Consider the following 23831-nt stretch of genomic DNA (forward strand, 5'->3'; position numbering starts at 1 on the left):
CCCGCCGCTCTACGGACGCTCGGGCCGCGTGAAGCACGTGAGGTCGGCGGACTCCCCGAACCCAACGGCACTCCGTGCGGAGATGAAGAAGGAGAGGGCCTTGCCGTCGTTGGGAATGTCCGTGAGGTGGTAGCTCAAGTCAGTGGTGTACCAGTCCGTGCTGTTCCCATTGACGACGGTGCTGATGCGGTACTCCGTCACGGGGTGGCCGTAGTCGAACTCCGGTGGTTCCCATGAAAAGGAGATCCACCCGTCGCCTCCCTGGCACATCGCGTTGAGGGGCATGGAGGGGTACCGCGTGGGCATCGCGGCGATGCGCTCCGAGGCCTCGCCCCAGCCCGCTGCGTTCGCCGCCTCGACGGTGAAGTGGTACGTCGTGGCGTTCTCCAGTTCTTCCACGAGCGCGCGCGCCTCGGAGGTTTCCACGGTGCGAATCACCTCGTCCCCCAGGTACACCGTCACCCGGTAGGACGTGATGGGGTTGCCACCGGTGTCCTCGACGCTCCAGGACAGACGGACGCGCTGACCACTGGGCACGGCCGTGACGACCGGCACACCGGGCGTCGTGAAGGGCGTCGCCTCGATGGAGGCCTCGGGCCCCCTCGCGTGCCCGTTATAGGCAACGACAACGAACCTCACCGCCGCCCCATTGGTCATCGGGTGGAAGGTCATTCCCAGTTCGCTCGCGGGCACCCTCACCGCCTCGCCTTCCTGCGCGCCGAAGTAGGGCGTGATGAAGTAACTGTCCAGCGGCATGCCCTTGTCATCCGCGGCATCCCAGCTCAGCGTCACACGTTGGTCGCTCTCGACGGCCACCAGGTTCCCCACCGCACCAGGCGTCACATGGGGCACGACACGGTCGGAGCGCTCCGAGGCGGCACTCCTGCCACGGGCATTCCTGGCGACGACGCTGAACGCGTAGCCGGCACCATTCGCCAGCTCTGTGATGACGGCCCGGCGCTCCGACGCGGGCACCGTCACCACGCGGACCTCCGCCTCGTCGGAATGGACATGCACAGCGTAGTCGAGCAGGGCGCTGCCTCCGTCCCCAGGGGCGTCCCACGTCACGGTGACCTGCCCGTCACCCGGCACCGCAATCACGAGTGAGGGCGCCTGCGGCAACGTCGCATGGGGCCCCTGCGGTGGCGGCTTCTCGTCGGAGCCACCACACCCCAGAACAATGCTCAACCACGCTGCGGCAACCAGCCGGATTCGTCCGTTCATCATGACAGTCCTCCCCCCGGAAACCGGGCATTCGCTCCGTACCGCAAGAGGCGTGCGACCGTGAAGAGGCCGTGGAGACCCGGCCCTACGAAAGGAAGCAACCCTGCGTCTGGGGCAGGCAATGGGGAGGCACGCTTCAAAGAAGGGGGGCAGCGCCCGGGATTCGAGAGGAAAACCCCTTGAATCCCGGGCACTTCCACCAGCGCGCGATGCAGGATTCGAACCTGCGGCCTTTGGCTCCGGAGGCCAACGCTCTATCCAGCTGAGCTAATCGCGCAACCGTCTTCCGGATGAAGCGGGGCCACAAGTAGCCGAACTCCCCCGCCGAAGCAAGCACGCAATCCTACAACGGACGCCAGACGACGTGCCCTCCTTTCAGAGCGGGAGCTGCCTCGTCCGCTCGCTCACACGCGTCGCCTCCGGGCAGCCATCAGCACCAGGGCGCCCCACCCCAGGAGCATCAGGGGTGCACTCCCCTGCCCGCCCGCGGCACAGCTCAAGCCACCACCACGAGAGCTGACCTCCCGAACAATGTTGATGGAGGGGTCTACCTTGAAGGCGCTCTCGCCAGAGCGCTCGCCGATGTTCCCCGCGGCATCCTGGGTGCGGGCACTGACGGTGTGGTCCCCCTCGCTGATGGCCCGGGTCAACGTCAGGCGCCACTGCCCAGAGGGCTCGACACGGACACTGCCGAAGTCGAGCCCGTCGATAAAGAGCAGCACTTCAGTCCCAGGCTCGGCCGTCCCCTGGAACGTCGGCGTGAGCGAGCCCACCACCGCATCGGGCGCGGGCGAACTCACCACCGGCGCAGCGGGGGGCGTCATGTCCAGACGCCAGACATGCACTGCGGGCGTAGCATCCACGTTGCCCGCCTCATCGTGAGCACGAACCTCGATGCGGTGCTCGCCTTCGGGCACGCCATCCCAGGTGTACGCAGAGGGACAGTTGTCGAACGCCGCGCCGTCGATGCTGCACTGGAAAGTGACGGGCGCCTCATCGGATTCGAATCGGAAGACCGCCTGCGGCACGTTCGTGTCCGCTGCGGGGAATTCGACAATGTTTGTAACCGGGGCCAGCGAGTCCACTCGCCACGTGTGCGATCCCTGTACGTCCGCGACGTTGCCAGCGCGGTCCTTCGCGCGAACGACGAACGTGTGAGTTGCATCTCCCACCGTGACTTCATGGGAGTTGGCGCCAGTACACGCCGCGAAGGTACCGCCATTCAGGCTGCACTCGAACGTCGAGCCTTCCTCATTTGATTCGAACTGAAACACCGCCCGCGGCTGATTCGTCAGGGTGGGCGGCATCACGGTCAGCTGCGTCTCCGGCTTCGTCGCGTCGAGCGTGAACGTCCGGAAGGTCTGCGCCCCCGCATTGCCCACTTCGTCCGTCAACGAAACAGCCAGCTCGTAGGTCCCATCCGCCATGTCCACCGGGCGGGTGAACGTCCACCCCACCGTCGACACCACCCCCGCTAGCGTCCCCACGATGTCGCCGTTGATGCGGATGATGATGGTCCCGCTCTCGGGGGCTTGTCCCGCGATGGTGGGCCGCCGGATGTTGACGTAGGCCCCGTTCGCCGACGGACTGGTAACGACGGGAGCCACCGGCCCCGTCTGGTCGATGGTCCAGTCGAATATCTCGGGCGACGGGTCCTCTCGCGCGCCTTCTCGAGCCCACACCCTCAGGGTGTGGGCCCCTTCGGAGAGGTCGGTATACGTCTTGGTGGGGTCGGCGGACGTCGCGCAGTCATCCTCCCGCGGCTCACTGTCCAGTTGGCACGCATAAATCACGTTGGACAGGTTGGAGGTGAACGCGAACGACGCGGTGGTCTGCCGTGTCACCGTCGTGGGCCCGTCCACAATCTCGGTCTCCACTTCCGCCACCACCACTCGCCAATTGTGGTTGGAGGGGGTCTCATCCCGGTTCCCGGCCGCGTCGACGGCCCGGATGAGCATGGTGTGCTCACCCTCCGTGATGATCGAAATGTCCTCATTCGGAAGGGTGTAGGGGCTCTCACACGGCGAGAATGGGGTTCCGTCGTAGCTGCATTCAAAGCCCACGGTATCTGGGTCGAGCGAATCGAACTCGAACACCGCCGTCTGCTCGCGCGTCAGCGCCACCGGCTTGGCCGTAATCCTCGTGTCTGGAGACAACAGGTCAACCGTCCATTCGTGCCGTGCGGGCGAAGCATCCACGTTCCCCGCGGCGTCAACGGCTCTCGCCCAGAGCGTGTACGCGCTGGTGGTCAGTTCGGGCGTCAGGTACGACGCCGCGCAGGCCTCCCAGTCGTCATCGCCTTCGTCGGGCGGCGTGGTCGACGACAAGCCCACCAGGATGCACTGGAAGCCCACCACGTCCCCGTCGGTCGAACTCAGATTGAACCGGGCGTGGCGCACGTTGCTCAGCGCATCGACCAGAGCCGCGACCTGCGTGTCCGGGCGGGACTTGTCCGTCCTCCACGCATGGGCGGCGGGCGTCGGGTCCACGTTGCCTGCGCGGTCCTTGGCTCTCACCAGGAAACGGAACTCCGCATTGACCCCCGGCGTCGCGATGCTGCTTCCACTCGTGCATTCGTCGAAGGGCTCATTGTTCAGGCTGCACTCGAAGTCGACGTTCGACTCGTTCGAATTGAACGCGATGATCACCGACGCCAGGTTGTTCACCGGCGCTGGCAAGGGCCCCATGAAGTTCGTGTTCGGTGGAGTCACGTCCGCTTCCCAGCCGTGACTCGCCGGCGTGTCGTCCACGTTCCCCGCCGCATCCACCGCCCGCACCCACAGCCGGTAGGTGCTGTTCGTCAACTCAGGCGTCAGGTACGACGCCGCGCAGGACGCCCAGTCATCATCCTCTTCGTCCGGCTCCGGGGCCGACATGGGCGACAAGAGGATGCACTCGAAACCCACGACGTCCGCGTCAGGCGAGTTGAAGTCGAAGCCCGCATGCGCGCCGCTCAAGCCGCCTATCGTCGTCTGCAACTCCGTGTCCGGGCGGGACTTGTCCGTCCTCCACGCATAGGCGGCGGGCGTCGGGTCCACGTTGCCTGCGCGGTCCTTGGCTCTCACCAGGAACCGGAACTCCGCATCGACCCCCGGCGTCGCGATGCTGCTCCCACTCGTGCATTCGGCGAAGGGCTCATTGTTCAGGCTGCACTCGAAGTCGACGTTCGACTCGTTCGAATTGAACGCGATGATCACCGACGCCAGGTTGTTCACCGGCGCTGGCAAGGGCCCCATGAAGTTCGTGTTCGGTGGAGTCACGTCCGCTTCCCAGCCGTGACTCGCCGGCGTGTCGTCCACGTTCCCCGCCGCATCCACCGCCCGCACCCACAGCCGGTAGGTGCTGTTCGTCAACGCAGGCGTCAGGTACGACGCCGCGCAGGACGCCCAGTCATCATCCTCTTCGTCCGGCTCCGGGGCCGACATGGACGACAAAAGGATGCACTCGAAACCCACGACGTCCGCGTCAGGCGAGTTGAAGTCGAAGCCCGCATGCGCGCCGCTCAAGCCGCCTATCGTCGTCTGCAACTCCGTGTCCGGGCGGGACTTGTCCGTCCTCCACGCGAACCGAGCGGGCGTCTTGTCCACGTTGCCTGCGCGGTCCCTGGCCCTCACCAGCAGCGAGAAGGAGGCTTCCAGGTCCGGCGTCGCGAAGTTGCCTCCGCTCGGGCAGGCGTCGAAGGGCCCATTGTTCAGGCTGCACTCGAAGTCGACGTTCGACTCGTTCGAACTGAAGGTGAAGCTCACCGACCCCAGATTGTTCACCGGCGCGGGAAGGGGCTCCACGAGGTCCGTGCCTGGGTCCACGAGGTCCACCGTCCAGGGATGACTGGCGGGTGTGTCGTCCACATTGGCCGCCAGGTCCTTCGCACGAACCCAAAGCGTGTTAGTGCTTTCGTGCGTCCGCGCAGGCGCGACATAGGGATTCGTGCACGCGGCCCACCGGGCGTCCGTCTCCTCGGGAACCGTCTCCGAGCCAGGGGAAACCAGAATGCATTCGAACGTGGCATTCGCCTCGGAGGTAAACCTGAACACCGGATTGACAAGGTTGGAGAACGCTCCGGGTGTACCTTCTGATGCGAAGGCCGTCTCGGGCCGCGCCTGGTCCACGAGCCATGTATACCGGGCGGGCGTCGGGTCCTCGTTCTGCGCCGCGTCCACGGCCTTGACCCAGATCGTGTAGGTGGTGTCATCCGGGTTCGGCGTCGTGTACGGATTGAGGCAGGTCGCCCAACCCGAAGATGGCGCCGTCGTACCGCTCCCAGGAACGACCTGGCATTGGTAGGTGATGCCCGTCGCCTCGTTCGACGCGAAGGTGAACGTCACTGAGGCTTCCTTGGTGGGAGTCACCGGAACGCCTCCCTCGGCAAAGAACGTATCCGGGGCATCTGTATCGACCGTCAAGACACGCGAGTTGCTCGGTGGTCCTTGCAGCCCCTGCGCCTCTGTTACGGCCACGAGCGTCGTGGGCCCCGTCGGCAGCGGCCGGGAAAGCGTGACGGAGAAAGACGCATTGGCTCCCACGACGCCGCGTCCGAATTCCAGCCCCGACACGACACCGCCATTCAGCGCATAGATGACCACCTCCGCGTTCGCAGTGCCGGTGCCACTGAGCGTCGGAAGAGGATTCCTCGTCACGATGGCGCCCGCGGGATCGGTGATTGTCGGTGACGCAGGGGCAACGAACTCCGTGCCCATGAGGGTCACCACGCCTGTATGAGGAAACGAGCTGGCGGACGGCACCGCGCCATGACGGTTCCCAGTGACGGCGAGCCCCGCGGTACCACTTGAAGTGTTGACCCCACACGTCGCCGTGTTCTGGGATTGAAAGAGCACCCGCCCGCCACCACCACCGCCGCCCGGCCCTCGCAAAACCTCCCCATCATTATGCGTCGTGGCCCCACCAGCGCCGCCTCGGACATCGAGGAAGTTGTTCGTACCGCACGCCGTGGCTTGCAGGAAACGCGCGTGGATGGTGCCGCCGGCACCACCGCCTCCCGCTCCGTCTTCGTCGCTCGCCACGCCCACGTTGCCAGAAGCCTCCATCACGCCCCCTGACAGGGTTTGCGCCCGAACGAAGACGATTCCTCCTCCGTGACCACCATGGGGCGTGGGCGACGCGCTCCGACCATGACCCGCGCCTCCGCCGCCCCCCATGAGCAGTTGCATCAAAGGCGAGGCGTTGAGCGCGGCGCCCCCCTTCCCCGCCGCCGCTCCCCGCCCATCGTCTGTCACACTCTCCGAACTTCCCCCGCGTCCTCCCGCGCCCCCATTGCCACCACCGCCGCCCCCTGCTTGCAGGCAGACGCCACCGCCGCCGCCGTTGGCGACATTGTCCACCCCGCGCGGCGAATTCGTGGCGGCGTTCAAGCCCTCGCCGCTCAACGCCCGCGTCGAATCGGGCCGCCCGCTCGCGGGACACCCCTTGAGCGGCTCGTCATCACCATCGACCGTCGTATCCCGGGCGTACGTTCCGCCACGAAAGCCGGCGCCCTTCGCACTCAGGCGGCTCCCATTCGCCAGCGTCACATTGCCCGTCGCCAGGAAGGCCAGCACGCCCCCGGTATACGTTTCCGGATCCCACGTCCGCGCCCGTACCTCCGCGTTCCCAGCGAGCGACAGCGTCGTGTACTCCGGCACGCGAACAACCTGGGTCACCTCCACGGCGTAGGAGTGCTTCAGGGGCCGGTCCAACGTCAGCGTGAGCTCATCCTCCACGCTGCGGTCGACGTTGATGATTCGCGCCAGTTCCCACCGCCCGACCGCGCTTCCCTCGAGGTTGATGGGCGCAGCGCTGCCAGCGGTCGCCGCGGGGACCAGTCCGGTCGTCTGGATGATCATCACCAGGTCACCGTGGATGTCGCCGCCTCCCTCAGGACCGTTGAAGTCTGGGATGTCAGGTGTCGTTGACGTGTCGGTGGCCAGCGACGTTCTGAGGGTCGTGTCCCCCGGCGCCAGCGGTTCCAGGACCTGGGCGTAGTTGTTGATGACGGTGCCACCATTCACGTTGGTGATGTTCCGGGCGCCATCCTGCCCATTGCCCACCAGATAGGTATCCGGGCCCGGTAGGGCCGGCAGGGCCCAGAGCACCATCGCCGCCGTCAGCGCCTTCGTCAGAGCGTTCGTTCTCATCGAGATGGTTCTCCGCGGAGGCGCACGTCAGTGCTGGCCGCGCTCGGACTTGTCTTGCTGCGGGTCCGCCAGCAGGAACTCCACGCGGCGGTTGTTCTCACGGCCGTTCGACGTCGCGTTGCTGTCAATGGGGCGCTCCTGGCCATAGCCCAGGGCCTTCAGTCGTTCGGGAGCAATCTCCCGGCCAATGAGGTACTGGCGCACGGCCTCGGCACGCGCCTGCGACAGGCGGCGGTTGCTGTCCGGGAAGCCCCGGTCATCCGTGTGCGCGCCCACCACGACGACCGGAATCTCCGGGTGCTCCCGGATGACGCGCGCCACCCAGTCCAGCAGCTCGAAGGAGCGCTTCTGGATGCGCGCCTGCGTCGGCTCGAAGAAGACCTTGCCCATCACCACCAGGCGGTCCGGACGAATCTCCACCAGCGGCAGCACGTGCAGCGGGCAGCCCAGGTTCTTGGCGTCCCCCGGCTCGTTCACGCAACTGTCCGCGCGGTTGGGCACGCCATCCTTGTCCGTGTCCGACTCCGGGCAGCCATTGCGCTCGAGGGGACCCGCCTCGTTCGGGCACTCGTCCTTGTCGTTGTCGATGCCGTCGCCGTCCGTGTCCCGCACCGGGCAGCCCCGGTTGTCCGCGGGCCCCGGGTCCGAGGGGCAGCTGTCGATTTCGTCGGGGACCTCGTCACCATCCTGATCCGGGATGGGGCAGCCCTGGCGCGCCGCGGGGCCATGCTCCAGCGGGCAGGCGTCCAGCATGTCCTCGATGCCGTCGCCATCCGTGTCCTGCGCCGAGCACCCCTGCCGTGCCACGTCGCCCGGCACCAGCGGACACTTGTCGTCGGCGTTGCGCACGCCGTCGCCGTCCTCGTCCAGGTCGGGGCACTCCTGAATCTTCGCCTCGGGTGGCAACCCCATCTCGCAGCGGACCGAGGACTCACCCGGTCCCCGCGGCGGCGTCACGTTGCCGAAGGCTCCGCCCACCATCAGCCGGAACAGCGGCGTGCCGGGCGCCGCGCCCACGCCCACGCCCGCCAGCGCGAACAGCTCCAGCGAAGAGCCCGCCAGGTAGCGCGCGCCCGGCAGCAGCTCCACCGAAGTCGGCTGGTCCGTCATCGGCAACATGCCCCGGACGTTGAGCTCCCAGCGCAGCCGCTTGCCCGTCGTGGCCAACGCCACGCCCAGCCGCAGCTCGCGCCCCACTTCATCCTCCGTGTCGCCCGTCCGGTCCGTCAGCAGCACGCGCGGGCGCTGCACGTAGCCCGCCTCCAGCCCCGCACGGATGAAGCCGAAGTGCCGCCCCACCATCACCCGGGGCGACAGGCGAAGTCCGCCGTCATCCCGGGTAAAGGCCCCCTGGCTTCCCAGCGGCAGCCCCGCGGCCAGCTCCACCGCGAAATCCACGCCCCCCGCGTCCGTCTGCGTCAGCACGCCGAAGCGCGCACTCACTATCGGGGTGGACAGCGCCTGGCTGGCGGGCACGGCGATGCCATAACGCCCCATGCCCACGTCGTCTCCGCCCTGGAGCGCCACCATGGGGACCTGCAGCCCCACCTGAAGCCAGTCCAGCGGGGCGTACGCGGCGGCCAGGTGCGCGGTGGTCCGTCCAGAGACGACGGCCACCTCGGGCTGCTCGCGGATGAGGTTGTCCATGTAGACGAGCGGCTGATGCGCGTAATGCATCATCACCGTCGCGCGGAAGGCCCCCGCGGGAAGCAGCTCGCCCATGCCGACGAGCAGCGACCCCTCCGCGCCAGGATTCAGCTCCAGGCGCTCCAGGTCGAAGCCTCGCAGCACGGGCCCCTCCTGCCCCCCGGCGGACAGGGACGTCAGCGCGAGTGCCAGCGCGAGCCCGCGGTGCAGGAGCTCATTTCTTCTCATGGTTCTCCCCGAAGCCGTCTGGGTACCCCGGGAAGACCCGCAGTTTCAAGCCAGCCCCCCTTTTCCACTCTACACCGAAGTCCGACCTGGAATGGGATGGCCCCAGCGTCAGCGCACGCCGGCAATGAAAATTTCGTGTCAGGCCCCGCTGGTACGCAATTCGTGGCATGCTGCCGCACCACTATCGGGCCTCCTCCTCTGGACGAGGCCCAGCGCCGGGGGTCTGTGGATGATCGCGAACGCCGCCTTGAAAGCCAACCAGGCTGAGTTCGAGTTCCAGGCAGGGGCCTTCACCGCCGGGGAGCTGGCCGTCCTGGGCTTTGAAGCCGAGGAGACGCTGTCCCAGCCCTACGCGGTGGAGGTGGCGCTGGCCGCCCGGCCGGACGTGGACGTGGATGAGAAGGCGCTCCTGGGCCAGGACGCGCGGCTCACCGTCATGCTCGGAGACGGCACCGCGCGCTTCTTCCACGGCATCGTGTCGCGCATGTCACGGTGGGACGAAGGCAGCGGCCCGGAGCGCCGCCGCTACCGCGCCACCGTGGTGCCGCGGCTGTGGACGCTCCGCCACCGCCGCAAGAGCCGCATCTACCAGGAGATGACCGTCCCGGACATCGTCCACAAGGTGCTGGACGAGGCCAAGGTGGAGCACCGGCTGGCGCTCACCGGCGAGTACCCCAAGCGCGACTACTGCGTGCAGTACCGCGAGTCCGACCTCGACTTCGTGTCCCGCCTCCTGGAGGAAGAAGGCATCTTCTACTTCTTCGAGCACGGCGAGGACGCCCACATGATGGTGATTGGCGACGGCGCCTCCGCCAACCCCGCGATGCAGGGCGAGTCCAAGCTCGTCTTCCGCGAGCGCAGCCAGATGGTCGCCTCGCAGGAGTACGTCCACGAGCTGGTCTCCCGCACGGAGGTGCAGCCCGGCGCCGTGGCCCTGCGCGACTACAACTTCCTGCGCCCCGCCCAGGACCTGGGCGCCAGCTCCGAGGCGGAGGACGGCGAGGCCGCGCTCGAAATCTACGACTACCCCGGCCGCTACGAAGAGCCCGCGCCCGGCCGCAGCCTGGCGAAGGTGCGCCTGGAGGAGCTGCGCGCGCGGGCGGAGACGGTGACGGGCGCCAGCTACAGCCGCCGCGTCTGCGTGGGCCACTCCTTCGAGCTGGCGGAGCATCCGGACGAAGCCGCCAACCGCCAGTACCTGCCCGTCTCCGTGCGGCACCTGGGCCACCAGTCGGAGGCGCTGAGCATCGAGCAGGGCTCGCTGCGCAGCCGGGAGGACTACCGCAACGAATTCCTCTGCCAGCCCGCGGAGGTGCCCTTCCGCCCGCCGCGCGTGACGCCCCGACCGGTGATTCCGGGCGCGCAGACGGCCATCGTCGTGGGCCCCAGCGGCGAGGAGATCCACACCGACGAGCACGGCCGCATCAAGGTCCAGTTCCACTGGGACCGCGAGGGCAAGAACAACGACAAGAGCAGCTGCTGGATTCGCGTCAGCCAGGCCTGGGCGGGCCCGGGCTGGGGCGCCCTGTACCTGCCGCGCATCGGCCATGAGGTCGTCGTCGAGTTCCTCGAGGGCGACCCGGACCGGCCCATCGTCACCGGCAGCGTCTACAACGGCGCGAACCCGACGCCCATCGACCTGCCCGGCAACAAGACGCAGAGCACGCTGCGCTCCAGCTCCAGCCCCGGCGGCGCGGGCTCCAACGAGCTGCGCTTCGAGGACGCGGCCGGCAGCGAGCTCGTCTACCTGCACGCGCAGAAGGACTTCAACATCGTCGTGGAGAACGACAAGACGCAGGAGGTCCGCGGCAACGAGACGCTGCTGGTGCGCAAGGACCGCTCCCGCGTCATTGAAGGCAACCAGGCCCTGCTGGTGAAGAAGAACGACGACAGCACCGTCACCGGCAACCAGACGCTGGCCGTCACGCAGAACCGCTCCACCACCGTGGGCGGCAACCACACCGAGGCGGTGGCCGGGGACCAGTCCATCAGCGTCAGCGGCAACCAGGCCCTCACGGTGGCCATGGCCTCCGCGGAGACGGTGGCCCTGGGGAAGATGCTCAACGTGGGCGGGGCGCTCGCCGTCACCGTGGGCGCCGCCTTCAACGAGCTGGTGGGCGGCCTCAAGTCCGAACAGGTGGGCGGCGCCAAGGTGGAGGTCGTCGGCGCCAAGAAGTCCGAGACAGTCAAGGGCGCCCGCACCCTCCAGGTGGGCGGGGACCTCTCCGAAGAGGTGGGGAAGTCCCGCACGCTCAAGGTGGACAAGGACATGCTCGTCAGCGTGGCGGGCAAGGTGAACCACGCCGCCAAGGACGCCTACACGCTGTCCGCCAAGGAAATCTCACTGGTTGCCCAGGAGCAGTTCACCCTCAAGGTGGGCTCCGCCACGCTCCAGGTGAAGAAGAACGGGGACGTGGTCATCAAGGGCGCCAAGATTGAGGTCAACGCGTCAGGCGACGTCATCATCAAGGGCTCCAAGATTTCCGAGAACTAGGAGCAGGCAGGGAGCCGCCATCTGGGGGTGGCTTGAATCCTGTCCGTCCTGTCTGGCAGTTTACGCTTCGCACGGAAGTTGTAAGGACCCGTGCGTTCTTTCAAGGAATACGAATCTTGGCGCTAGGACACACAGGCGCCGGTCGGGTGAAGCGTGCCGGCCGGAACCTTCGGTGGGGTGTGGTCATCGCGCTCGCGGCCGCCTTGAGCGGGAGCGCGGGCTGCGTGAAGCGCGTGTCGCAGGCGTGTGAGACGCCGCCGCCGTTCCAGGTGGTGGTGGATGCGTCGGAGCAGCTCAATCCCGACGCGCGCGGGCGCTCGCTGCCTACCGTGGTGCAGATCGTCCAGCTCAAGGACAGCGTCCGCCTGGAGCGCGCGGGCTTCAAGGATTTGTGGGGCAAGCCGGAGGAGCTCCTCAAGGAGGACCTGCTCCAGGTGGCCGAGCTGGTGATTCCGCCCGGCAACAAGGTGAAGCGCTGGGTGCAGCGTGATCCCAAGGCCCGCTTCGTCCTGGCCATGGGGCACTTCCGGCAGCCGCTGGGCTATTCGTGGCGGACGGTGGCGGCGCTCCCCGTGGTGGAGGAGGCGCGCTGCGTGGAGCGCCCCGCGGGTGACCAGGGCGACCCGAAGCCGGGAGACGAGGTCTTCCGCTACCGGCTGCAAGGCTATCAGATTGACCTGATGTTCCGGCCCATGACGCAGGCGCCGGGGCCTCGACTCCAACCCCAAGCTGGCGACGGCGAGTCGCCGCGGAGAGGTGTATGAAGTCCGTGCAGCGAGTCGTGTGGTCGGAGGGCATGTTCATGAGCCCCCACCACCTCCAGCAGCAGGACCTCTACCACGAGCAACTGCTGGATCAGCGGCTGGCCTCGCTCGAACCGTATCCCTGGGGCGTGGTGGCCCTGGAGTTCGACATGGAGGCGCTGCGCGCCGGCCAGGTGCAGCTGACCCACTTCACCGGCATCCTCCCCGACGGGCTGCCCGTCTCCTTCGAATCCGGAGACGCGGAGGCGCCGCCAGCGCGGCCCGCGGACGGCTACTTCCCGCCCGCCCAGCGCACCCTGGACGTGTACCTGGGCGTGCCGCGCGAGCGCAGCGGCGTGGAGAGCTTCGGCAGCGGGGAGCGGCTGGGCAGCAGCCCGCGCTACACGCCCGCCTCCCGCCCCGTCAGTGACTTGACGGCCTCCACCTCCATCTCGCAGGTGGCCTTCGGTCAGCGCAACGTGCGGCTGCTGTTCGGCACCGAGCCGCGCGACGACTTCGAGTCCATCAAGCTGTGCGAGCTGTCCAGGGACCGCTCCGGAAACCTGACGCTGGTGGAGTCCTTCATCCCGCCATGCCTGCGCATCGACGCGTCCGCGTTCGTCATGAACGAGCTGCGGACGATGCTGCGGCTGATGGTGTCCAAGCAGCGGCAGCTCTCCTCGCGGCGGCGGCACCGGGACGCGTCAGCGCTGGAGTTCACCGCGGGCGACGTGACGCTCTTCCTGGAGCTCAACGCGCTCAACGGCACCATCCCCTTCCTCCAGCACGCGCTGGACGCGGGCAACCTGCGGCCGCGGGACTTGTACCTGGCGCTGGCGCAGTGCGCGGGGCAGCTGTGCACCTTCTCCGTCAGCGCGGACCCGTCCACGCTGCCTACCTTCCAGTTCACCAACCTGCGCGCCACCTTCGAGGAGCTGTTCCGCCGCCTCTCCGAGCTGATGCGCTCGGTGGCGCTGGAGCAGTGCCTGTCGGTGGACCTGACGGCGGGCGCCGACGGCATGTTCCGCGGCCGGCTGGAGGACGACCGGCTGGAGCGCTGCGGCCACTTCATCCTCGCGGTGCGCAGCGAGCTGCCGGAGCGGGTGGTGGCCGAACAGCTGCCCAAGCTGTCGAAGGTGGCCGCCTGGGAGGACATCCGCGCGCTGGTGCAGGCCGCCGCGCCCGGCGTGCCGCTGGCGGTGACGTACCGGCCGCCCCCCGAGGTCCCCGTGCAGCCGGGCACCGTCTACTTCAGCCTCTCCATGAATGACGGCTACTGGAGGAACGTGATGAGGGACCGCAACCTCGCCATCTACCTCCCGCAGCCGTTCGACGCGAGCCGAACGACCGTGGAACTGCTCGCGGTCCCCACCGCCAATCGCTGACGCCCCGAGCCGCCCATGGACCGAGTCACCGAAGCCACGAAGGACTGTTTCGACGCCGCCATCCAGCTGCGCGGCTCCGAAGCGTCGGCGGTGCCCCCGCCCGAGACGCTGCACCACCGCCTGCGCGGCGTGGTGGATGAGACGCTGCGCCGCGCCGCCGTGCTGGGCTTCAGCCATCAGGATGCCCAGGACATGGCCTACGCGCTGGTGGCGCTCATCGACGAGGTCGTCCTGGGCCGCCCGGAGGAGTACCGGCAGCTCTGGATGCCCCTGCAGCTCCACTACTTCAACGAGAACGTCGCCGGTGACGGCTTCTTCGCGCGCCTCAACACCGTGCGCAAGGACCCGCACCGGCACGAGGTGCTGCAGGTCTACTACCTGTGCATGCTCTTCGGCTTCCAGGGCCGCTACCGCATCCGCGGCGGCGAGCTGGAGCTGATGACGCTCATCGACACGGTGCAGAAGGACCTGGAGCGCGCGCGGCCCTTCGACTTCGACGTGCTGTCGCCGCACGGGGACCGGCCCACCGAATCGCTGCTCTCCAAGCGCAAGAAGGCGTCGATGGTGGGCATCTCCGCCGGAGCGCTCGCGGTGGCCGTCCTGTTCTACGGCGTGCTGCAGTTCTTCCTCAACGACAAGATGGGTGAGCTGAAGAGCCGCATCGAGGTCCACGCGGCCCGCAACACGGCGACGAGCGCCAGCCAGACGCAGGCGGCGGGAGGGACGCAGTAATGGCGTATCTGCTACCGCTGCTCGGCATCGGCGCGCCGATGTTCGCGTTGCTCAGCTACCTGGGCTTCACCATTCAGCAGGCGGCCATCATCGCCGCGCTCGCGGGCCTGCTGGCCGTCGGCGTGGTGTGGCTGGTCAAGCGCATCCGCGCGCGCGCCGCGGCCAAGAAGCTGGAGGGCGCGCTGGCGGCGCAGGCGGATGAGCAGGCCACCACCGTGCGGCCGGACCTGCAGCCTGAAATCAAGGCGATGCAGTCGGAGTTCACCAAGGCGGTGGAGGCGCTCAAGGCCTCCAAGCTGGCGCGCGGTGGCAAGGACGCGCTGGCGGTGCTGCCCTGGTACCTCATCGTCGGGCCTCCAGGCGCCGGCAAGAGCACCGCGCTGCGCAACTCCGGGCTGAAGTTCCCGTACCTCTCCGCGCGCGGCGGTGTGCGCGGCGTGGGCGGCACGCGCAACTGCGACTGGTGGCTGACCAACGAGGCCGTGCTGCTGGACACGGCCGGCCGCTACACCAGCGCGGAAGAGGACCGGCCGGAGTGGCTGGCCTTCCTGGACACGGTGGCCAAGCACCGCCCCAGCCGTCCCATCAACGGCCTCATCGTGGCCATCAGCGTCAGCGAGCTGCTGAACGCGGACCCGCAGGCCGTGGGGGAGATGGGGCAGACCATCCGCGAGCGCCTGGATGAAATCACGACCCGGCTGAAGATGCTGGTGCCGGTGTATGTGATGATCACCAAGTGCGACCTGCTGCCCGGGTTCGTGGAGATGTTCTCCGACTTGTCGCGCGTGGAGCGCGGGCAGATCTGGGGCTTCACCGTGCCGCTGGAGCAGCAGCGCGAGGCGAGCACGGACCTGTTCCGCGAGCGCTTCGACCAGATGCTCTCCGTGCTGGAGCAGCGCTCGCTGCGCCGGCTGGGCCAGGAGCGCCGGCTGGAGACGCGCGAGAATATCTACGGCTTCCCGCAGAAGTTCGACGCGCTCCGGAAGAACCTGGCGGAGTTCCTCCAGCCGCTCTTCCTGGAGAACGTGTTCCAGGACACGCCCGTCTTCCGCGGCCTGTACTTCAACAGCGGCACGCAAGACCTGCGCCCGGTGGACAAGGTGTCCCCGTCCGCGGCGGAGATGTTCGGCAGCACCAACGGCCGGGCGCAGACGGATGGCGCCACGGAAGGCCGCAGCTACTTCCTCTGGGACGTCTTCACCAAGGTGATGTTCCAGGACCAGCAGGTGGCGGTGCGCAGCTCGCTGGAGGAAGCGCGGGTGCGCCGCCAGCGGATGGTGCTGGCCAGCGCGGCCTCCGCCGCCACGGTGCTGCTGCTGTCGCTGCCCACGGTGTCCTTCTTCAAGAACCGCAACATGGCGGAGGCCGTCACCGAGGCCATCACCAACGTGAACCTGGACCCGCGTGACGACATCCGGCGCGTCGAGGACCTGATTCCGCTGCGCAACCGGCTCCAGGAGCTGACGGAGTACGAGGAAGGCAGCGCGCCGGTGTTCATGCGCTTCGGCCTCTACCAGGGCCAGAAGCTGCTGCCGCAGGCGCGCCAGTTCTACAACGCGGCGCTGCGCCGGGTGCTGCTGGGCAAGCAGTTCGAGCTCATCCAGCAGCGCCTGGACACCTTCGGGAAGAACCCAGACTTGCTGACGGTGCGCAGCGACGAGGACTACAGCAAGCACTTCGACGCGTACCGCCAGTACTTCGACGACTTGAAGATGTACCTGCTGGTGACCACGCCGCGGGATCCGCGCGAGCCGGAGCTGGACGAGACGCAGCGCAAGTGGCTCCAGGACGAAATCGTGAAGCACTGGAAGCGCGTGCGGGGCGACGCGGTGGACGAGCGGGCCGTGGCGAACCACGCGGAGACGTTCCTGCTGATGCTCGCCAACGAGCAGATGCTCCCCGAGGAGCAGAAGCCGGCGCGCGAGCAGCGCATCGCCTTCGGCCGCGTCACCGGCGTGGTGCAGTCGGCGCGCCGCTCGCTCAACAACGTGCCCCTGGTGCGGCTGGAGCTGGCGCAGCTGGTGGCCAACATGAGCGGCGCGTACCCGGACGTGACGCTGGAGCAGCTCGTGGGCTCGGTGCCGCAGATGAGCGCCAGCTCGCGCGTGCGGGGCGCCTTCACGCGCAAGGCCTACGACGACGTCATCCGCGAGCGGCTGGACCTGGCCTTCCAGGACCAGCAGTCGTGGGTGTTGGACCGGGATGAGAAGGTGGACACGGTGAGCTCGCGGCGCGAGCTGCGCACCCGCTACTTCGAGGCCTACACCCAGGAGTGGAGGGACTTCCTCGGCGCCATCCGCGTGCATGCCCCGGAGAACCTGACGCAGATGGAGAGCCTGCTGACGAACCTGACGCGCGGCAAGCCCAAGCCCTACGGGCGGCTGTTCCGCGCGCTCACCTACAACGTGGTGCTCGACAAGCGCGATACCCAGGCGGCGGAGGCCGCCACGGGTTTCCTGGCCAAGGCGGGGAAGCTGTTCGGCTCGGAGTCCGGCGAGGATGCGCCGAAGAAGCGCGAGCTGCTGAACGCCAACTCGCCCTCCGGCGCCCAGGAGGTCACCGCCCGCGACGTGGAGCGTGAGTTCGCCTCGCTCATCCGCTTCGCCACGGAGTCCTCCAAGACGGAGGACGGCGAGGAGTCCCTGACGGCGCTGGATTCGTACGAGGACCAGCTGGCCACCGTCCAGACGACGCTGCTGGCGGTGAAGGACAAGCCGGCCGAGTCCGGCCTGCTGCTGGACAAGATTGAGACCACCCGCAACAACGTGGAGATGATGGTCCGCAAGCAGACGGACAACGTCGCCATCTTCGAGCGGCTGCTGCTGCCGCCGTTCCAGGAGATGCGCTCGGTGGTGTTCGTGGGCGTGGCCTGCAACAAGAGCAAGCTGTGGCAGGACCAGGTGGTGACGGCGTGGAGCAGCGCGTTCAAGGGGAAGTACCCGTTCGACCGCGCGTCGCAGGCGGACGCACCGCTGCCCGAGGTCGCGGAGTTCCTGCGCCCCGAAGGCGGCCTGGTGCGCAAGTTCGTCAAGGAGCAGCTCCTGGAGGACGTGGTGGCCACCGGACGCCGGTGGGAGTTCACCTCGTCGGGCGGGGTCATGTACCGGCCCGACCTGCTCGGCTTCCTGGAGAAGACGGGCGCGCTGTCCACCACGCTCTTCCCCGGCGGCGACACGGTGGATCCGCTGGTCCGCTTCCAGGTGCGCCTGCGCCCGGGCGTCTCCGCGGACGGCCTGGCGTCGCAGATTTCGTCCATCACCCTGACGCTCGACGGGACGGATGAGACGTACCGCAACGGCCCGGACACGGTGTGGAAGCCGATGATCTGGCCCGGCCAGGCCGGCAAGCTCGGCGCCCGCATCACCGTGCAGAGCGCGGATGGCTCCACGGAGACGACGCTGGAGGCCGAGGGAGACTGGGGCCTGTTCCGCCTGCTGGAGCGCGTCAAGCGCATCGAGCCCAGCGCGGACGGCCGCTACTTCACCGCCACGTGGGAAATCGAGGAGATGAACGGCGCGCTGGTCTCCATCGACTTCCGTCCGGAGCGCACCGCCAACCCATTCTTCGGGATGTCGGGCAACACGTCCAAGCTGCTGGCCATCTTCCGGGACCCGGGGTTGCAGCCGCCCGTGAGCATCGCGCGCAAGGGCGGGTGCGCGGCGCCGGCCGTCGCGGCGGATGGGGTTCACTGACATGGCCGTGCAGTCGCCGCGCATCGGCCTGCTGGGCAAGACGCCCCGCCAGGCCGAGTTCATCCGCCACAACGCGGCCACCCCGCTGGCCCTCCAGCTCTACGGCTGGATGGAAGCGGGCGTGGAGCGTTCGCGAAGAGCCCGGGTGGACCTGCCCGCCGAGCCCGTCTGTTTCGTCTTCACCGCGCCCGGCCAGAAGCAGGCGCTGGTGGGGGTGATGGCGCCCAGCCAGGACAGCGTGGGCCGGACCTTCCCCCTGGCCATCTTCACCGAGGCGTCCTCGGCGGACACGGCCTCGCGGCTCGCGTTGACCCCGGAGGCGTACCAGCCCTTCCTGCGCGCCGCCGGTGCGCTGGCCCGGTCCGCCGCGGAGCTGGAGGTGCCACAACTGCTGGAGCGCGTGGCGGCACTGCCCCTGCCGGGCCCGGGGGACTACAGCCTCGCGAAGCGGCTGCTCAACGCCGTGCTGGCGGACCACCACACCGTGGACCTGCTGGGCCCGGTGGTGGAGGGCACGCCGGAAGGTGGGCGCTACTACGCGCTGCACACCTTCCTCACCGCGTGCGCGGGCGAGCGCGGCAAGGAGCAGTTACCGGCCGGCGTCACCCTGGACTGTCCGCTGTCCACGCGCGTGGGGCCGGTGGCCTGGCTGGAGCTGTCCTCGCGGCTGCTCAAGTGGACGCACCAGCCGCCGGCCTTCTTCTGGTCCGAGGGCGACAAGCCCCGGCTGCTCATCAGCCTGGGAGCGGCCTCCCCAACCCTCTTCCTCGCGCTGGCCCAGCCCAGCCGTCCGGGCGCCCAGGTGTGGCCGCTGCGCACCGAGCGCCCCGCCGCCATCGACAACGCGCGCAAGGGCCTCACGGCCTCCGCGCGCCAGGTCATCGACGCGCCGTCCACCACCCTGGAACAACTGTTGCAGACGCTTTCGCGCTGAAGTCCCACCACGCCCATGCCACCCACCCTGGAACAGCTTCGCGAGCGCGCCCTCCCCTGGGCCGAGCCCGTGCCGGGGGCGTCCCCGGCCGGCGTGCAGGCGAAGCACGAGCCCGCCTACGAGGCCGTCGCGCTGGAAGTCGCGAAGTTGGAGTCCCCGGCCAGCAACGCCGTGCGCTGGGATGACGTCGTCGAGGGCGCCGGCGCGCTGCTGAAGCACACCACCAAGGACCTCTGGCTCGCCTCGTACCTGGCCTATGGCCTGTATGCCACGCGAGGCGTGGACGGCGCGGCCACCGGCACGGCCGTGCTCGCCGAGGTGACGGAGCGCTACTGGCAGGACCTCTTCCCGGAGGCGAAGCGGCTGCGCGGCCGGGCCAACGCCGTGGCCTGGTTCGTGGACCGGTTGGGCCGCATCCTGCCCACCGTGGAACAGGCCTCCGTGCGCGCGGAGCCCCTGGATGCGCTGGCGGTCGCGGTGAAGCGCCTGGCCCAGCTCTCACGCGAGCGGTTCTCCGACATGGCCCCCGCGTTCGGTCCGCTCCAGGACGCCATCACCCGGCTCCGCGCCGGACTCCCCGAGCCCGAACCCGCAAGCGTACCGGAGGGACGCACCGCGTCCCCGGAGGACGCGGACGCCTCTCCGCCGGTGGATGGGAATGCGTCGTCCCAGGACGAGGACACCGCGCCCGGCGAGGCGGGAGAGCGCGGTGTGCGCGCGGCGGAGTCCACGCATGTCACGCGGCCAGGAGCGCCTCCGGCCAGCGCTGACACGTCCACGAAAGGCATTGACAACCGCTCCGCGCGCGACGCGGTCAAAGGCAACAGCGCCACGGGCAAAGGCAGTGCAGCCAACGCGAGCAGCGCCGCCGCCAACGGCACACAAGCCCCGCCGCGCGCCGCCGCCCTCGAGGTCCCGCCCCTCCCCGAGCTTCCCGCCGCTCCGGACCTGTCCAGCGTGGAGGCCGTCACCGACTTCCTGCGCACCGTGGGTGGCGCGCTGCTGGGCGCCGCGGGCGCGCTGCGCCGGGCGAGCCCCGAGGACCCGCTCTCCTACCGCCTCAACCGCATGGGCCTGTGGCTGCACCTGACCCAGCCGCCCGCCGCGGATGGCAATGGCCGCACCCAGATTCACCCACTGCCGGACCTGCTGCGCACCAAGCTGGAGACCCTGGAGCAGAACCAGCGCTGGGGTGAGTTGCTCGACGAGTCCGAGTCCGCCCTGGCCCGCCACCGCTTCGCCCTGACGCTCCACCGGTACAGCGCCACCGCCCTGGAGGGACTGGGCGCCGCGTACGCCGGGGCTCGCACCGCGCTGGCGCAGGAGCTGGCCATCCAGCTCCGCCGGTTGACCGGCGTGGAGACGCTCCGCTCCACCCTGGACACTCCGCTCACGGACGACGCCACCCAGGCCTGGCTGCGCGACCACGTCCTCCGCGTGAGCGCGCCCACACCCGCCCCTTCCGCCGCGGTGTCGATGTCCACGGCCCTGGCCCTGGGCCCCCTCGCATTGGGCGCGTCTGTCCATGCTGACAGCGCGGCGTTGGAAGCCGAAGCCCGCACGTTGCTGGAGGAAGGCCGCGTTCACGAAGCCGTCACCCGGTTGCAGGCCGCCGTCACCGCCGCCAGCACCGGCCGCGCCCGCTTCATCTCCCGGCTGGAGCTGGCGCGGTTGTGTGCCAATGCGGGCCAGTTGCCGCTCGCGCGCGCCGTCTATGACGCCCTGGACGAGGAGGTCTCCGCCCACGCGCTCGACACCTGGGAGCCAGCGCTCGCCGCCGCGTGTCTGGAGGGGTGGCTGCAAACCCGAACCAACGTGGAAAAGGAGGCTGGACCGGTGGCAGTGAAATTTCGAAACCGGTATCGTCGTCTAGCGTTGCTGGACTCTTCCGCCACGTTGCGCGTCGGCGCGTGAAGGACACCCGTCGTACCGCGGCGAAGCGCTCCCTCATGCGACGCCCGCGTCTTCTACGCAGTTCTCAAGGAGAAAGCCGCAGATGAGCAAAGAGAGTTCCGTCGCCCCTACCGAGCGCGTCAACATCGTCTACAAGCCCGCCACCGGCAACGCGCAGGAGCAGGTGGAGCTGCCGCTGAAGGTGCTGATGCTGGGGGACTTCACGGGCCAGGAAGACGCCCGCCCGCTGGAGCAGCGCGCGCCCATCAACGTGGACAAGGCCAACTTCAACGAAGTCATGGCCCAGCAGAACCTCAAGGTCACCCTGACCGCCGCCGACAAGCTTTCGGCCGACCCGGGTGCCACGATGAACGTGACGCTCCAGTTCAAGAACCTGAATGACTTTTCGCCCGAGAGCGTCGTCAACCAGGTGCCGGAGCTGAAGAAGCTGCTCGAGCTGCGCAGCGCGCTCAACGCCCTCAAGGGCCCCCTGGGCAACCTGCCGGCGTTCCGCAAGAAGCTCCAGGCCATGCTCTCCGACGAGGACGGACGCAAGGCACTCATCAAGGAACTGGGTCTGACCGAAGAGAGCAAGTAGCCCTTTCAGGGGGAACCGAATCACCATGGCCAACGAGACCCAGACCCAGAAGTCCACGGGCGTCGCCGATGACGCCTCGCTGTCCCTGCTCGACGAAATCCTGTCCGAGGCCAAGCTGAAGCCGAAGGACGAGGGTTACGACGTCGCCAAGCGCGGCGTGCAGGCCTTCATCACCGAGATGCTGGCGCCCAACCGCTCCGAGGAGCGCGTGGACAAGGCGCTCGTCGACGCGATGATCGCCGAAATCGACAAGCGCCTGTCGTCCCAGGTCAACGAAATCCTCCACGCGACGGAGTTCCAGAAGCTGGAGTCCTCGTGGCGCTCGCTGAAGTTCATGGTGGACCGCACCGACTTCCGCGAGAACACCCGCGTGGAGATGCTCAACGCCTCCAAGGAAGACCTGCAGAAGGACTTCGAGGACGCGCCCGAGGTCACCAAGAGCGGCCTGTACAAGCTGGTGTACTCCAACGAGTACGGCGTCTTCGGTGGCAAGCCCTACGGCATCATCTCCGCCAACTACGACTTCAACGTAGGCCCGCAGGACATGGAGCTGCTCCGCAAGTGCGCCTCCGTGGCCGCCATGGCGCACGCGCCCTTCATCGGCAACGCCGCGCCGGAGGTGTTCGGCGAGGAGAGCTTCCTCAAGCTGCCTGACTTGAAGGACCTCAAGTCGCTCTTCGAGGGCCCGCAGTACGCCCGGTGGCACTCGTTCCGTGAGAGCGAGGACGCCCGCTACGTGGGCCTGGCGCTGCCGCGCTTCCTGCTGCGCCTGCCCTACGGTGAGAAGACGGTGCCGGTGAAGGCCTTCAACTTCACCGAGGACGTCGTGGGCCACCACGAGCGCTACCTGTGGGGTCACGCCTCCGTGGCGCTCACCAGCCGCGTGGCGGACTCGTTCGCCAAGTTCCGCTGGAGCCCGAACATCATCGGTCCCCAGTCCGGCGGCGCGGTGGAGAACCTGCCGCTGCACCAATACGAGGCCATGGGGGAAATCCAGACCAAGATTCCCACCGAGGTCATGCTCACCGAGCGGCGCGAGTTCGAGCTCTCCGAGGAGGGCTTCATCGGCCTCGTCTTCCGCAAGGACTCCGACAACGCGGCCTTCTTCAGCGCCAACTCCACGCAGAAGCCCCGGTTCTTCGGCAACACGCCGGAGGGCAAGGCGGCGGAGACCAACTACCGCCTGGGCACGCAGCTTCCCTACATGTTCATCATGACCCGCCTGGCGCACTACATCAAAGTGCTCCAGCGCGAGCAGATTGGAAGCTGGAAGGAGAAGTCGGACCTGGAGCGCGAGCTCAACCACTGGCTCAGCCAGTACATCTCAGACATGGATGACCCGGCGCCCGCCGTGCGCTCGCGCCGCCCCCTGCGCGCCGCGCGCGTGGTGGTGGAGGACGTGGACGGTCAGCCGGGCTGGTACCGCTGCGGCCTGCAGGTTCGCCCCCACTTCAAGTACATGGGTGCGTCGTTCACCTTGTCCCTCGTGGGCAAGTTGGACAAGGAGTAGAGCCCGTTTCACCCAGCGTCGGTCATTTCAGCTAGTTTAGGGGCTCCAACAAGCCCAGGCTCAAGGTGAGCCTGGGTCCACCAGCGCGCGGACGCGCGCAAAGCGACGAGGTTGAAGTCATGGCTGAATCAGTACACCTGTACCTGAAGGCGAACGGCAGCGACATCAAGGGCGACAGCACGCAGACCAGCCTGGGCCGCGCGGACTCCATCGAGTGCGTCGCGTACAGCCAGAAGGTCTTCACCGCTCGCGAGGCCGGCTCCGGTCTGGCGACGGGCCGCCGCCAGTACGAGGGCATCGAAATCACCAAGCGCATCGACAAGGCGTCGCCGCTGCTGATGAAGGCCCTCTGCGAGAACCAGGTCATCGACGCGACCTTCAAGTTCTTCCGTCCGAACCCGACGGGCGACGGCACCACCGAGCAGTTCTACACGGTGTCCGTCAAGAAGGCCCGCATCAACGCCATCCAGCAGACGGTGCCGAACTCCTTCGTGCCGGCGAGCACCAACCTGCCCCCGATGGAGACCCTCCAGCTGGTGTTCCACACCATCAACTGGACCATCACCCAGGGCGGTGTCACGCACGAGGACACCTGGGACACCCAGCGTTGATGTTCCGTC

The 23831-nt window shown here is 68.2% G+C and carries 13 protein-coding genes and 1 tRNA gene; 10 read left to right on the forward strand and 4 right to left on the reverse strand.

Going from position 1 to position 23831, the window contains the following annotated elements; genetic code table 11:
* Window positions 1-9: 9 nt before the first annotated feature.
* The 4 genes from KGD87_RS13360 to KGD87_RS13375 form a co-directional block, all read right to left on the reverse strand.
* A complete protein-coding gene (locus KGD87_RS13360; RefSeq protein ID WP_284667814.1) occupies window positions 10-1227 on the reverse strand; it encodes a fibronectin type III domain-containing protein in 1218 nt (405 codons plus the stop codon).
* A 200-nt stretch (window positions 1228-1427) separates the two neighbouring features.
* Window positions 1428-1501, reverse strand: a tRNA-Arg gene (locus KGD87_RS13365).
* A 127-nt stretch (window positions 1502-1628) separates the two neighbouring features.
* A complete protein-coding gene (gene agmC / locus KGD87_RS13370) occupies window positions 1629-7355 on the reverse strand; it encodes an adventurous gliding motility protein AgmC (protein WP_284667815.1) in 5727 nt (1908 codons plus the stop codon).
* Window positions 7356-7382: 27 nt separating this feature from the next.
* Entirely contained in the window at window positions 7383-9230 is a 1848-nt protein-coding gene (locus KGD87_RS13375; RefSeq protein ID WP_284667816.1) for an OmpA family protein, read from the reverse strand.
* A gap of 229 nt (window positions 9231-9459) precedes the next feature.
* On the opposite strand from KGD87_RS13375, the gene KGD87_RS13380 reads away from it, so the two are divergent.
* From KGD87_RS13380 to tssD, 10 genes are all read left to right on the forward strand, one after another.
* Window positions 9460-11724, forward strand: a complete 2265-nt coding sequence (locus KGD87_RS13380; protein ID WP_284667817.1) for a type VI secretion system tip protein TssI/VgrG — start codon at window positions 9460-9462, stop codon at window positions 11722-11724.
* Window positions 11725-11903: 179 nt separating this feature from the next.
* The gene (gene tssJ / locus KGD87_RS13385; protein ID WP_284667818.1) at window positions 11904-12488 is read left to right on the forward strand and encodes a type VI secretion system lipoprotein TssJ; all 585 of its coding nucleotides are present in this window, start codon (window positions 11904-11906) and stop codon (window positions 12486-12488) included.
* Window positions 12485-13852, forward strand: coding sequence for a type VI secretion system baseplate subunit TssK (gene tssK / locus KGD87_RS13390; RefSeq protein WP_284667819.1), 1368 nt, complete (start codon window positions 12485-12487; stop codon window positions 13850-13852). Before tssJ ends, tssK begins: the two co-directional genes overlap by 4 nt.
* A gap of 15 nt (window positions 13853-13867) precedes the next feature.
* Window positions 13868-14584, forward strand: coding sequence for a DotU family type IV/VI secretion system protein (locus KGD87_RS13395; RefSeq protein ID WP_163783874.1), 717 nt, complete (start codon window positions 13868-13870; stop codon window positions 14582-14584).
* Complete coding sequence (gene tssM / locus KGD87_RS13400; RefSeq protein ID WP_284667820.1) at window positions 14584-18276, forward strand: type VI secretion system membrane subunit TssM; 3693 nt, start codon at window positions 14584-14586, stop codon at window positions 18274-18276. Before KGD87_RS13395 ends, tssM begins: the two co-directional genes overlap by 1 nt.
* Before the next feature lies 1 nt (window position 18277).
* The gene (gene tagF / locus KGD87_RS13405) at window positions 18278-19210 is read left to right on the forward strand and encodes a type VI secretion system-associated protein TagF (protein WP_284667821.1); all 933 of its coding nucleotides are present in this window, start codon (window positions 18278-18280) and stop codon (window positions 19208-19210) included.
* Between the two features lie 15 nt (window positions 19211-19225).
* Window positions 19226-21124, forward strand: a complete 1899-nt coding sequence (gene tssA, locus KGD87_RS13410; protein ID WP_284667822.1) for a type VI secretion system protein TssA — start codon at window positions 19226-19228, stop codon at window positions 21122-21124.
* An 82-nt stretch (window positions 21125-21206) separates the two neighbouring features.
* Window positions 21207-21701, forward strand: a complete 495-nt coding sequence (gene tssB, locus KGD87_RS13415) for a type VI secretion system contractile sheath small subunit (protein WP_284667823.1) — start codon at window positions 21207-21209, stop codon at window positions 21699-21701.
* A gap of 25 nt (window positions 21702-21726) precedes the next feature.
* Window positions 21727-23211: a type VI secretion system contractile sheath large subunit gene (gene tssC, locus KGD87_RS13420; RefSeq protein WP_284667824.1), complete on the forward strand. Its 1485-nt coding sequence runs from the start codon at window positions 21727-21729 to the stop codon at window positions 23209-23211.
* Window positions 23212-23330: 119 nt separating this feature from the next.
* Window positions 23331-23822: a type VI secretion system tube protein TssD gene (tssD, locus tag KGD87_RS13425; protein WP_163777205.1), complete on the forward strand. Its 492-nt coding sequence runs from the start codon at window positions 23331-23333 to the stop codon at window positions 23820-23822.
* Window positions 23823-23831: the final 9 nt, after the last annotated feature.

It is taken from the genome of Myxococcus sp. SDU36, assembly GCF_030168875.1.
Taxonomy (GTDB): domain Bacteria; phylum Myxococcota; class Myxococcia; order Myxococcales; family Myxococcaceae; genus Myxococcus; species Myxococcus vastator.